Here is a 13659-nt window from a genome sequence, read left to right on the forward strand (position 1 = left end):
ATGAACCTGTCCAAGCCCTTTATATTACGCCCTGTTGCCACGTCATTATTGATGCTGGCTATTTTAATAGCAGGTATTTTAAGTTGGCGTTTATTGCCTGTGGCTGCATTGCCGCAGGTGGATTACCCAATTATTCAGGTGTTTAGTTTTAACCCCGGTGCCAGCCCTGACATTATGGCGCGCACTGTTACAGCGCCTTTGGAGCGGCGTTTAGGCCAAATTCCCGGCTTAAAACAAATGTCGTCCAATAGCTCGGCTGGTGCTTCGGTCATTACCTTGCAGTTTGCCCTGGTGGTGGATATGGGCGTGGCTGAGCAGGAAGTGCAGGCTGCTATTAATACGGCTTCTTCGTTATTACCCAATGACTTACCTACGCCTCCTGTCTATCGCAAAGTGAATCCGGCCGATGCACCTATTCTGACCTTAGCCGTCAGCTCCGATACTTTGCCTTTGCCTGCGGTTTACGATTTAGTCGACACCCGTATGGCACAAAAGTTAGCTCAGTTGACAGGTGTGGGTATGGTGAGTCTGGCTGGTGGTCAGCGCCCGGCTATTCGGGTGAAGGCAAATCCTGCAGCTTTGGCCAGTCTGGATTTAAGTGTGGAAAGTCTGCGTACTGCTATAGCTGCGGCTAATACCAATCAGCCAAAAGGCAGTTTTGATGGTGCTTTTCGCTCCACTATGCTTGAAGCCAATGATCAAATCCGCAGTACAGAGGAATACAAAGAGCTGATTATTGCCTATCGTGAAGGCGCGCCTATCCGCTTAAAAGACGTAGCTAAGATTGAAAATGGTGCTGAAGACCGCTTTCTTGCCGCCTGGGCCAATCAGCAAGCTGCTGTACTGGTCAATATTCAGCGCCAACCCGGTGCTAACGTGATTGATGTAGCGGACAGGGTGCGGGAATTATTGCCTGCGCTCACCGCCACTATGCCTGCCGCAGTCAAAGTAGAAATATTAACAGACCGTACTCACAGTATTCGTGCTTCAGTGCGTGATGTGCAAAAAGAATTAGTTTTTGCCATAGTGCTGGTGGTACTGGTGACTTTTGCCTTTTTACGTAGCATTCCCGCCACTATTATCCCCAGTCTGGCGGTGCCTTTGTCGCTGATCGGTACTTTTGCTGTGATGGTGTTATTAGATTTTTCGGTCAACAACCTGACCTTAATGGCGCTGACCATAGCCACAGGTTTTGTGGTGGATGACGCCATAGTGATGCTGGAAAACGTGGCGCGGCACCGTGAACAGGGCGCTTCTCCTATGGAAGCTGCACTGAAAGGTGCCAAAGAAATTGGTTTTACGCTGATTTCACTGACTTTTTCGCTGATCGCAGTATTGATCCCTCTGCTCTTTATGGCAGATGTGGTAGGCCGGTTGTTTTTTGAATTTGCCGTCACTTTGGCTGTGGCTATTTTAATTTCGCTGGTGGTTTCTTTAACGCTCACGCCAATGTTGTGTGCGCGTTTATTAAAAACCCTGCCAGAACATAAAAATAAAGATGGCTTGATGGACCGTATTATTGCTTCTTATGGCCGGGGTTTGCAGTGGGTGTTACGCCATCAAACCTTAGCTATGTTCAGCATGCTGGCGACTGTGGCCTTAACAGCCTTGTTGTATCTGGCTGTGCCTAAAGGCTTTTTCCCTGTGCAGGACAGTGGTGTGATCCAGGTCGTGACTGAAGCACCACAGGATATTTCCTTTCAGGCAATGGCATCACGTCAGCAGGAGTTGGCAGAAAATATTCTGCAGCATCCGGACGTCAGCAGTTTGTCATCTTTTATTGGTGTAGATGGCAGCAATACCAGTATTAATAACGGCCGCATTCAGATTAACCTGAAACAACATGGCGAACGTGAGTTGTCGGCAATGGACGTGATCCGTCAACTGGAGCAACAAGTGCTGGCTGTGCCTGGTATTAAAGGCTGGTTCCAGCCAGTACAGGAATTGAGTATTGAAGACCGCGTCAGTCGCACTCAATATCAGTTCAGCTTAACCACACCGGATCAGGAAGTGCTGAATCAGTGGTTACCGGATTTAGTTGATGCCTTGCAACAACGAGCTGAATTATCTGAAGTGGCGCATGATTTACAGCAACAGGGTTTGCAGGCTTATATCGACATAGACCGCACTGCCGCAGCTCGTTTAGGTATTAATGTGTCGCAAATCAGCACTGTGCTGCAAAGTGCTTATAGCCAGCGTCAGGTGACAACCTTATTTACCCAGGCCAATCAGTACCGGGTCATTCTCGAAGTAGACCCGGATCAAATTAACGGTGTTGATGCGCTGAATAAACTCTATATCAGCTCAGGCTCTGGTACTCCTGTGCCTTTATCCGCTGTGGCCAAAGTGACACAACGGCCAGCTAAGTTACTGATTAACCATCAGGGCCAGTTCCCGTCAGTCACTTTGTCTTTTAATCTGGCAGAAGGTTATTCCTTGGGCGAGGCTGTGGCTGCTATTGAAGAAGTGCAGCAACAATTACAAATGCCTGCCGAAGTGGAACTAACCTTTCAGGGCGCTGCTGAAGCATTCCGGGCTTCGTTAAGCAATACACTCTGGCTGGTGCTGGCTGCTGTGGTCACCATGTACATAGTGCTGGGCATTTTGTATGAAAGCTTAATTCATCCGGTCACCATATTGTCGACTTTACCTTCAGCCACTGTGGGCGCTTTATTGGCGCTGTTAATTGCTGATCAGCCGCTGGATTTAATAGCGGTGATTGGCATAGTGCTGCTGATAGGTTTAGTGAAGAAAAACGGCATTATGATGGTCGACTTTGCCCTGGATGCGCAGCGCAATGAGGGCTTGTCACCACAAGATGCTATATATCAGGCTGCTTTAATGCGCTTCCGGCCTATTTTAATGACCACGCTTGCCGCGTTATTTGGCGCAGTGCCATTGCTGTTGGCCAGTGGTTCAGGTGCTGAATTACGCCAGCCTTTAGGTTTGGTGATGGTCGGTGGTTTATTGGTCAGTCAGGTGCTGACACTCTTTACCACACCTGTGGTGTATTTATGGTTTGATCGCCACTTTAGTCACAAGGAAAGTTCTAAAGAAGGGAGCGAAGAGGTATTGTCTGAAACTGAGGCTAAAACGCTATGAATTTAGCTTTGCCTTTTATTCAGCGTCCTGTCGCCAGTGGCTTAATTGCCACTGCTATTTTGTTGCTCGGCATGTTGTGCTGGCGTTTATTGCCGGTATCCCCTTTGCCTGCAGTCGACTTCCCTATGATAGTGGTTACCGCCAGTTTGCCCGGTGCCAGCCCCGAGAGTATGGCTGCTACTGTAGCGACTCCACTGGAGCGGGCTTTAGGTAGCATTGCTGGTATTAACCGCATTAGTTCCCGCAGTAGTCAGGGGTCTACGCAAATTCGGCTGGAATTTGATTTGGACCGAAATGTGGACGAAGCTGCGCGTGAAGTGCAGGCTGCTATTAATGCGGCCCGCAGCCAGTTGCCATCCGGTATGCCACGTAATCCCAGTTACCGTAAATTTAACCCGTCACAGGCTCCTGTGATGGCGCTGGCGTTGAGTTCTGAGCACCTCGCATCCAGTGCTTTATACGATGCCGCTTCTACTGTATTGGCGCAAAAACTGGCCGCTATTAATGGCGTAGGTGAAGTGGAAGTGACAGGCGCTTCGTTGCCAGCAGTGCGGGTGCAGCTGAATCCCGGCATGTTGACTCACTATGGTGTGGCCTTAGATGAAGTGCGCGCTGCCATCAGTGGTGCTAATGCATCTGTGCCTCTGGGCGTATTGGAAAGCAACGATCAGCGCTGGCAACTTGCCACCAGTCAAACCCTACGTCAAGCCTCAGATTATCAGTCCTTGGTGGTGAAGTATGTCAAGGGGGCCCCTATCCGTTTATCGGATGTGGCTTTGGTGACAGATTCTACTGAAAACCGCTACAGCGCTGGTTTTCATAACGATAAAAACGCCGTGATTTTGTTAGTCAGCCGCCGTACCGGTGCCAATATTGTGGAAACCATAGATGCCATTTATCAGCAAATGCCCTTGCTGCGTGCCTTGATACCAGCAGACGCTGATTTAGCTGTGGTGATGGACCGCAGCCCGGTGATCCGCGCCACCTTAACTGAAGCTCAAATCAGTTTATTGATCGCTGTGGTGCTGGTGGTGCTGGTGGTTTGGGCCTTTTTAGGCAGCCTGCGCAGTGCTTTGATCCCAAGCCTGGCTATTCCTGTGTCTTTAGTTGGCTCATTTACCGTGATGTATCTTTGTGATTTTTCACTGAATAATTTATCGGTGATGGCACTTATAGTTGCCACAGGTTTAGTGGTAGACGACGCCATAGTGGTGGTCGAAAACATTAAACGCCATATAGAAGGTGGTTTAACGCCTTTGGCTGCCGCGCGGCAAGGAGCCTCGGAGGTTGGTTTTACTTTGCTGGCAATGAACCTGGCTTTAGTGGTGATTTTCCTGTCGATTTTATTTATGGGCGGTTTGGTCGAGCGTTTATTCCGCGAATTCTCTATCACCCTGGCTGCTGCTATGACTATTAGTCTGGTGGTGTCTTTAACTCTGACCCCAAGCCTGTCGGCGTTGCTGCTCAAAGCTAAAAAGCCTGGTGAAGCTGAAGCCGGAGCTTTTCATAGATTTCAGCAGAAGTACCACAACAGTGTGAATTGGAGTTTAAGTCATTACCGCTGGGTTCTGGCTGCTTTAGTGCTGCTGTTTGCGGCCAATGCCTGGTTGTATAAGCAGGTTCCTACAGGTTTATTACCCAATCAGGATACTGGGCAACTGAATGGTTTTGTCCGTGGTGATGATGGTTTTTCGTTTCAGATTATGCAGCCCAAAATTGAGGCCTTTCGTCAGCATATTTTAAAAGACCCGGCCATAGCCGACGTAACAGGCTCCAGCGGTGGTGATACAGGTATCAGCAACAGTTGGATGCGGGTGCGATTAAAACCTTTAGCTGAACGTAAAGTTTCTGCGCAGCAAGTGGTCGACCGGATCAGAGCCACAGCACCTAAAGTGCCTGGAGGCATGCTGTTTTTAAATGTGGATCAGGATATTCGTTTGTCTTCACCTTTTGGCCGCAGTGATTACGAGCTGATGATGTTGTCGGGTGATCTGCAATTGCTGCGTAAATGGAGCAAGCAAGTTGCAGAAAAAATGCAGGAACTGCCGGAGCTGGTGGATGTAGACACACCCAGTGGTGAAGATGCGCAGCAAATTTCGCTGACCATAGACAGGGAAGCGGCGCAGCGTTTAGGTGTGGATATGCGTACTATTGCCACCTTGCTGAATAACTCCTTTTCACAGCGTCAGGTCGCTACTTTGTATGATGAAATGAATCAATATCGGGTAGTGATGGAATTGACGCCGGGCTATACAGCCCAACCAGAAGTATTAAAACAACTGCAACTGGTCACTGCTGATGGCAACAGGATACCTTTGTCCAGTATTGCCAGTTATCAGTACAGCCTGGCTAATGATCGTATTCGCCGTGATGGTCAGTTTGCCTCTGTGGGCATAGGTTATGGCCTGGCCCCCGGCGTGACCTTGCAACAGGCCTCGGCTGCCATTGATCGGGTGCTGGCTATGGCTATGGTGCCCACCGGTATTCATACCATAAACGGTGAAGATCAGCGTAACGCTATGTTTAAAACCGGCGATCAGCTTTGGTTGATTATTGGTGTGATTTTAACTGTCTATTTGCTGCTGGGTGTGTTGTATGAAAGTACTATTCAGCCCATAACCATTTTATCTACCTTACCTTGTGCTGGTGTAGGCGCTCTGCTGGCACTGTATGTCAGTAATACCGACTTTAACCTGATCGCTTTGCTGGGACTGTTTTTGCTGATCGGCATAGTGATGAAAAACGCCATTTTGCTGGTCGATTTTGCCTTACATGCTGAACGCGATCTCGGCTTATCAGCCAAAGAGGCGGTTGCTTTGGCCGCAGCACAACGTTTGCGTCCTATTTTAATGACCAACTTCGCTGCCTTATTAGGCGCAGTACCTTTGCTCTTTGGTATGGGCGAAGGCTCAGAGTTACGCCAGCCTTTGGGTATTACCATAGTAGGTGGTTTGCTGGTCAGTCAGTTGCTGACGCTCTACAGCACACCAGCTGTGTATCTGGCATTAAGTAAATTACGTAGGAAAACTGCAGAAGATCTGTTGATGCCTGAGCATAGCAACGAAAAAAAGGCTGAGGTTTAACTCAGCCTGAGGCATAAAGTGGACAAGGCCAAACCGGGAAAACAACTGCCTTGCCCCGGCTAGCCCTTAACTGGTTACTTTGCGACTGCGTAAACCGAAGTAGCAAATATAGATGTAACAAAATACCGGCAAGATAAAAGACAAAGCCAGACCAAATGAGTCGGCTAACATGCCCTGAGCTACAGGCACTAAAGCGCCGCCTACTATAGCGAGACACAATAAACCTGCGCCCTGACCTGTGTATTTGCCCAAACCTTGTAATGCCAGACTAAAAATGGTCGGGAACATAATAGAGTTGGCGATACCTATAGTCAGCAGAGCCAATAAAGCCAGTTGACCCTGACCTGTAATCACCAGCACCAGCAACACAATAGCGGCAGCAGCGTGAACAGCCAGTAATAAACCTGCATTAATACGTTGCATCAGTAAGGCGCCAACAAAACGGCCCACCATAGCTCCACCCCAATACCAGGCTACATAATGAGCCGCTTCTGCTTCTGCCAGTCCTGTGATTTCAGGCAAGGCAATAAAGTTGACCATTACAGAGCCTATAGCCACCTCAGCGCCTACGTACATAAAAATGCCTAAAGCACCCAGCCATAAATGGGAATATGGCAGCAGGTCTTTAATAGAGATTTTTTCTGCTGCTGTGGTGTTTTCAACTGCCGGCAATTTCAGACGTGAAAAGATAAAAGCCACTGCAAATAAAGCTACTGTCAGTATCAAATAAGGCAGTTGCACCGCATCAGCGCCTTCAGTGCTGTCGAGCTGGCTAAGGATCAAAGCAGCACCTGCTAAAGGTGCTACTGTGGTGCCCAGCGAGTTAAAAGCCTGGGTCATCGTCAGGCGGCTGGAGGCAGTTTTGGCGCTGCCCAGAACTGTGACATAAGGGTTGGCGGCCACTTGCAAAATGGTGATACCTGATGCCAATACAAAAAGTGCTGCTAAAAACCAGGGGTAGCTGTGAAAGCTGGCCGCCGGAATAAAATTCAGAGTGCCAAAACCTGCTATAGCTAAACCTGCCACTATGCCTTTTTGATAACCCAGTTTGTTGATCAGGGCTCCTGCTGGTAAAGACACCACAAAATAAGCACTAAAAAAGCAGAACTGGATCAGCATGGCCTGAGTGTAGGTCAGATCGAAGACTGCTTTTAAATGTGGAATTAAAATGTCATTCAGACAGGTAATAAAACCCCAGATAAAAAACAAAAAGGTGAGAGCAGGTAAGGCCCAGCTACTGACTGCTGTAGTGCTGTTCTGAGCTTCGGTCGATTGAATGGATTGCATTATATTCAGTTCCTGTTATTAAAGTATTAAGTTGCAGGGCAACTTAAATCGGCCGTTGCGGTGGTTGGGGTCAGTCGAATATTGGAAATGCTTAGCTGATAAGCGGCTTCGCTGTGCAACACAAAAGGTTGCTGCAAATGATTCAGAGCGGCGCCTTTGACGGCAAAGCAATTTAAATCAATCACTATTTTGTGCCACTGGCCTGCGGCTCTGTTGCTGATAAGTTCAGCTAAATCCAAAGAACCACCACAGCCTGAACCACAAGACAAAGCTAAAGTCACAGCTGCTGTTGGCGTTGTATTCCATTTCATATCCACAACCAGTTGGCCATACCCACTGGCATTCAGCGGTACTGCGGCTTGCAATATCAGCCTGGCTTTAGAATTGGCTGCCCAGTCGAGCAATAAGGCATCTTCCTGTTTCTGCCAGTTCACTGCAGCTAAGTTCAGGCTTTGGTCGGCACTTTTAGCTTTATTGCCTGTGACAGTCACCAGACCTTGTTCATCCTGCAGCAACATGCTGTAACCTGAAGCCGGACGGCGTTCAAATAAACTTAAGCTTTCGTTGCTGGTGCTGGTTGCACTGTTGATTTGTTCGGATAAGTTATTGGCGATAGTGGTGTTGTCCTGGTAGGTCAGGCCATAACCAAAGGCAAAAAGCGGATCGTAGTTGCTATCACCTTGATTTAGCGGTGATTGATCCGCCGTTTTTGGCCAGGAGAATGGCAGTTTGCCTTTAAAATCATGTTGTACTTCACCGGCCGCGGTTTTAAATAACAGCTCAGCCACAGCCTGACCTGCAGTACCAGGTAACCAGGCCGCAACAAAAGCGTCTGACTGGTTCAGTTCAGGGTTCACCCATAAAGGCCGGCCTGTTAAAAATACAGTGACCACAGGAATGCCATCCGCTTTGAGTTTTTTCAGCAGGTTCAGATCAGTGTTTTTGCCAGCCTGATAATCCAAAGTGCTGATATCGCCATCAAATTCGGCGTATGGGTTTTCACCTATGACTACAATGGCGACATCGGGTTTTTGCTGATAACTGCCATCGACACTCAATTCAACAGAGCCCTGGGCTGCTTCAACCTGCTGTTGTATGCCTGAATAAATGGAACGGCCATTCGGGAAGTCGGCATTGGTGTTGCCAGTGCCTTGCCAGGTTAAAGTCCAGCCGCCACTTTGTTTACCAATGTTGTCAGCACCGTCACCTGTCACCAGCACTTTTTGCTTCGGAGCTAAAGGCAGCAATTGATCATTGTTTTTCAGCAGCACTAAAGATTCACGCACAGCCTGAGCTGCAAGGGCCTGATGATCCTCATGGCCGATCAGCTCTGTTTTGCCCGCCAATTCAGACTGAGCCGGATTGCCGCGTTCAAATAAACCTGCACGGATTTTAACTCTTAAAATACGACGGACCGCATCGTCTAACCGTGCTGCTGAGATTTCACCCGCTTTGGCTTGAGCCAGAGTATTTTGATACAGCAGTTTCCAGTCTTCCGGCGCCATTAAAATATCTACACCTGCATTAATGGCTGCGGCGCAATTAGTGTTGGTGCAACCCGGTATTTGGCCATGACCGTTCCAGTCTCCTACCACTAAGCCATCAAAGCCCATACGTTCTTTTAAAACAGTAGTAAGCAGGTAGTGACTGCCATGTATTTTTTCGCCATGCCAGCTGTTAAAAGTTGCCATCACGGTTTGTACGCCTGCATTCAGGCTGCTGATATAACCCTGAGCATGTAAGCGGACTAAATCGGCTTCGTTATCCAGATTGTTACCCTGGTCTTTGCCGTTTTCGGTGCCACCATCGCCCAAATAATGTTTGGCTGTAGCTATTAAACGGCCGCTTTGCATAAAGTCAGAGCCGATATTACCTTGGATCCCTTTCACCAAGGCTGCGCCCAGTTCTTTCACAATAGTAGGGTCTTCAGAATAACTTTCATAACTGCGGCCCCAGCGGTCATCCCGGGCTACTGCTACTGTGGGGGCAAATATCCAGTTGATGCCAGTAGCTGCCACTTCAACAGCTGTGGTTCTGCCTATGGCTTCGACTAATTGTGCATTGTTAGCCGCACCTAAACCTATATTGTGTGGAAAGACAGTGGCGCCAACCACATTGTTGTGACCATGCACTGCGTCTGTGCCCCAGATCGGTGGAATAGGACTGCCATCTTTGCTTGCATCTACTCCTGCATCGTAATAAGCCTGAGCTAAAGCCAGCCAATCTTTGGCTGTGGAATTTTTATTGTCGTTAGGATAAGAACCACCGCCATTTAAAAAAGAACCAAACCCATACTGACGCATATCTTCCACTGTCATCCAGCGGATATCGGGTTGGATCAATTGAGCTACTTTTTGCTCTATGGTCATAGTGGCCAGCAGTTGCTGTACTGCTTTTTCTGTGTCGCTGTTGGCTAAAGGGCTTTTTAATTCAGGCCACAGAGCCAGGCTTTCGGCCCTTGTTGTTTTAACTTCTGCAGCTGTTTCAGTGCTGGTGTTCTGTTGGCCGCAACCAGACAAAGTGGTAATAAGGGCAGCACTGCACAACAACGCCATTGGGGTTTGTCGAAACATAATTATTATCCTGTTGAGCTCTGTCTGCCTTGGTGTCCGCTTCCGATGGAAAGTCGGATAGTTGCAAGAGGTCAGCAGAGTTTTGATCGGCGGGGCTGGCAGGCAAATCAGCGTTTTTGTATCAGCAAAAGCATACAAAAGCCCTGATGGGTGCTTGGTGTTCTGTCCCCGTGTCCTCCGGGCTTATTAATAGCTCCGGAATGCAAATCTTTGATTTGCTTATTATTGTTTTAAGTTTACATCGCATTATTTCAGCAAAAGACAACACAACACCTTGATCTGCTGAATCAGAATGAAATTGTAAGCGGTTTCATTTTTAGCTTATAAAGTCAGTATTGCCAACTGTTTTTTAACCAAAATGTAAGAATTAGTTTTTCTGTATTGACGAGTTAAAAAAAATCACCTAAGTTTGTGAAAGCGCTTACAGTTAGCTTTGGGGAGTAGTTCAGCTATCTGTCCGGCGTCACAATAATTTTCTTATAAAAGTAAAAAGCCAAAAAACAGTCGACAGGGAACTAAGATGAAATCCAAAACATTCAAAAAGACCAGACTCGCCACCAGTCTGTCATTAGTGCTCGGAGTAGGCGTTGTTATGCCTGCTTTTGCAGATGACGCACAGGAGCAAAACGCCAAAGCTGAAGAAAAAATTGAAGTGATCAGCGTCACAGGTATTCGCGGTAGTCTGATTAAATCCATGGATACCAAGCGTTCATCTACAGGTATTGTGGATGCGATTTCCGCCGAAGATATAGGTAAATTCCCTGATACCAACCTGGCAGAATCTCTGCAGCGTATCAGTGGTGTCTCCATTGACCGTGTCAACGGTGAAGGCAGTAAAGTGTCTGTCCGTGGTTTTGGTCCGGACTTCAACTTAGTGACGCTGAACGGCCGTCAAATGCCTGTGACTACAGGTTCACGTTCTTTTGATTTCGCTAATATTTCTGCTGACACCATCAGCGGTGTTGAAGTAAACAAAACCAGTTTTGCTGCCAACCCAACAGGTGGTATCGGCTCAGTTATTGATGTTCAAACCTTAAAACCTTTAAATGCCGGCGGCGACAAAGCTGTATTCAGTGCTGCAGTTGTAGAGGATCGTTCTTCGGAAGAAGGTTCTGCCACTCCGGAGATCGCCGGGCTTTATTCAACCACTTTTAATGATGATAAATTTGGTGTTTTAGTTTCTGCCAGTTATCAGGAGCGTGAAAGTGGCACTCAGCAAGCCAACGTAGGTACAGGCTGGCGCAGTTTCCCCGGTTCTGTCGATATCACTTCAGGTCAGTGGGGCAGTATCCCAAATGACAATCAGGTGAACCGTCCAGGCGCTAATGATGTGTATTCTGTACCACAAACCACCATTTACAAATTTGAAGAACAGCAACGAGCCCGCACTAACGGCCAGTTGGTGCTGCAATATGCTCCTACTGACACTCTGACTGCATCCTTAGACTATACCTACATGCGTAACGACATCGACACTCAATACAATGATGTGTCTGCCTGGTATACCTATGTACCTTCACAAAGTGTCTGGACTGATGGCCCTGTATCTTCACCGCTGATTTATTCAGAAGACTATGGTAATAGCTTTGCCGATTTGTCTATGGGAGCCGGTGATTATGGCGTACGTAATCAAAGTGGTTCTTTGGGTTTGAATCTGGAATGGCAAGCTACTGACAAGTTAAAACTGAGTTTTGATGCTCACCAATCCGATGCTGAATTCAAACCAAACCATGTTTTAGGTTCAAACAATACCTTAAGTACAGCCGCTTTTATCCGTCAAAGTGCTGCGACAGACTTTACCGGTGAAATGCCGCTATTAGCGGTCGAAGGCGGCAATGCAGTTCGCCCTTCCGATATGATAGTGACAGGCAGCGTATTTGGTAATTCGACCAACAAGTCTGAAATTGATCAGTACCAGTTCGATGGCGAGTATGTGTTTGAAAACGCCGGCAGCATTGACTTTGGTATTGCTATTACAGATGTCGACAACCACTCAAAATCAGTCAACGTGCAACGGAATGACTGGGGTGGTGTAGGTCAGGCTGGCGATTTTGATGATTCTTATTTCCCTGCCGGTACTATTCATGACAAATTTAACGCTGGCAAAGGTGATTTTTCCTTAATGCCGGATCGTAACTTTGAAGTTCTGGACACTATTTTCTTCTGGGATTTCAACACAGTGCGTGCCCGTGCTGAACAGCTTTATACCCCAGCTGGTTTTGTTGGCGCTGGTGATTGTGGTACCAACTTCTGCCCATCTACCGATTACAACAGTGATGTGAACCGTTACACCAAAGAAAAATCTCGTTCTGCTTATGTGCAGTACAACTACGAAAATGAAATCTCAGGCATGCCGTATGACGTTCATGTGGGCGTACGTTATGAACAAACAGACGTCACCTCTACTTCAGCTGTAGCGGCCTACAATGGTGCACGTTGGGTTGCCGATACTGAAGTGGTGTTGCAAGCCAGTGGGCAGCGTGAATTTCAGACGCAAACAGGTGATTACGATTACATTTTACCCAGCCTGAATTTCAATATCGAAGTGGTTGACGATGTGATGTTGCGTGCCGCCTACAGCGAAACTATAGGTCGTCCGGACTATATTGCCATTCAGGGCGGTACAGTGGTAGATACTATTGCGAACCGTGCCGGTGGTGGTGGTAGAACAGGTAACCCCAGCTTGTTGCCGTTAGAGTCAAAAAATATCGACTTATCTGCGGAATGGTACTACGCACCAGCCAGTTACGTCTCTTTAGGCTACTTCCGTAAAGACACCAGTAACTTTATCAGTAACTCTATTGTTGAATCTTCTATCTACAGTATTCCAAATCCGGTAGATGGTAAAAAATATGATGAAGCTGTTGCCGCTGTAGGCAATGATGCCAGCGCTATCCGTAACTGGATTTTTGCCAATTACCCTAATGCACCAGGCGTAAATGTGGCTAACCGCACTATTGATGGTGTGGCGGGTGAAGATGAAATTTTGCTCTTTAAAATTGATACTCCATCTAATGGCACAGACTCTGAAGTCATAGATGGTTGGGAATTTGCAGTTCAGCATGCCTTTGGCGAAACAGGTTTTGGTGTTATTGCCAACTACACCATGGTGGATAGCGAAACCAGCTATAACAACTTCCTGCTACAGGATCAGCCTGCTCTGATTGGTTTAAGTGACACAGCCAATGCTATTCTGTTTTATGAAATGGATGGTTTCCAGGCTCGTATCGCCTATAACTGGCGTGATCAGTTCCTGAACTCCAAAGGCCATGATACAGGGGCTCATCCAAAATACACTGAGGCTTATCACCAAATTGATATGTCAGTCAGCTATGACTTACCTCAAGTGGAAGGCTTAACTATTTTTGTTGAAGCTCTGAACATTACGGATGAACATATTCGTGTGCATGGCCGGGCCAAAGAGCAGGTATTAAGCCTGGTTGAATCCGGTGCCCGTTACAGCATTGGTGCCCGCTACAGCTTCTAAGCTGAACCTGGGCCATAAGGATATGGCCCACTCTAGTCGAGCATCTTCTACCTTGGTTGAAGATGCTATATCTTGATGAAACCTGCACTTTAACTATGAATAAAGAATAGACAACGGCCTTGATGCC

General features: G+C 47.5%; 5 protein-coding genes. 3 read left to right on the plus strand and 2 right to left on the minus strand.

The genetic code is table 11. From position 1 onward, the window contains the following. Both J2W69_RS09635 and J2W69_RS09640 read left to right on the plus strand, forming a co-directional pair. Positions 1 to 3102, plus strand: coding sequence for a multidrug efflux RND transporter permease subunit (locus J2W69_RS09635; protein ID WP_310277354.1), 3102 nt, complete (start codon positions 1 to 3; stop codon positions 3100 to 3102). Continuing rightward, positions 3099 to 6185, plus strand: coding sequence for an efflux RND transporter permease subunit (locus tag J2W69_RS09640; protein WP_310277357.1), 3087 nt, complete (start codon positions 3099 to 3101; stop codon positions 6183 to 6185). The genes J2W69_RS09635 and J2W69_RS09640 overlap by 4 nt, the downstream gene beginning before the upstream one ends. 66 nt (positions 6186 to 6251) lie before the next feature. On the opposite strand, the gene J2W69_RS09645 is transcribed toward J2W69_RS09640, so the two are convergent. Next, entirely contained in the window at positions 6252 to 7472 is a 1221-nt protein-coding gene (locus J2W69_RS09645; protein ID WP_310277360.1) for a sugar MFS transporter, read from the minus strand. A 26-nt stretch (positions 7473 to 7498) separates the two neighbouring features. Continuing rightward, on the minus strand, positions 7499 to 10045 hold the full coding sequence (locus tag J2W69_RS09650) for a glycoside hydrolase family 3 protein (RefSeq protein WP_310277365.1): 2547 nt from the start codon (positions 10043 to 10045) through the stop codon (positions 7499 to 7501). 520 nt (positions 10046 to 10565) lie between these two features. On the opposite strand from J2W69_RS09650, the gene J2W69_RS09655 reads away from it, so the two are divergent. Continuing rightward, entirely contained in the window at positions 10566 to 13532 is a 2967-nt protein-coding gene (locus tag J2W69_RS09655; RefSeq protein WP_310277368.1) for a TonB-dependent receptor, read from the plus strand. The last annotated feature ends 127 nt before the right edge of the window (positions 13533 to 13659 follow it).

The sequence above is a fragment of the Rheinheimera soli genome (assembly GCF_031457405.1).
GTDB lineage: Bacteria > Pseudomonadota > Gammaproteobacteria > Enterobacterales > Alteromonadaceae > Pararheinheimera > Pararheinheimera soli_A.

What these genes read in the sequence shown, in the direction of transcription:
- J2W69_RS09640 (WP_310277357.1), top strand. Translation starts at nt 3,099, where the DNA reads ATGAATTTAGCTTTGCCTTTTATTCAGCGTCCTGTCGCCAGTGGCTTA.
- J2W69_RS09655 (WP_310277368.1), top strand. Translation starts at nt 10,566, where the DNA reads ATGAAATCCAAAACATTCAAAAAGACCAGACTCGCCACCAGTCTGTCA.
- J2W69_RS09635 (WP_310277354.1), top strand. Translation starts at nt 1, where the DNA reads ATGAACCTGTCCAAGCCCTTTATATTACGCCCTGTTGCCACGTCATTA.
- J2W69_RS09650 (WP_310277365.1), bottom strand. Translation starts at nt 10,045, where the DNA reads ATGTTTCGACAAACCCCAATGGCGTTGTTGTGCAGTGCTGCCCTTATT.
- J2W69_RS09645 (WP_310277360.1), bottom strand. Translation starts at nt 7,472, where the DNA reads ATGCAATCCATTCAATCGACCGAAGCTCAGAACAGCACTACAGCAGTC.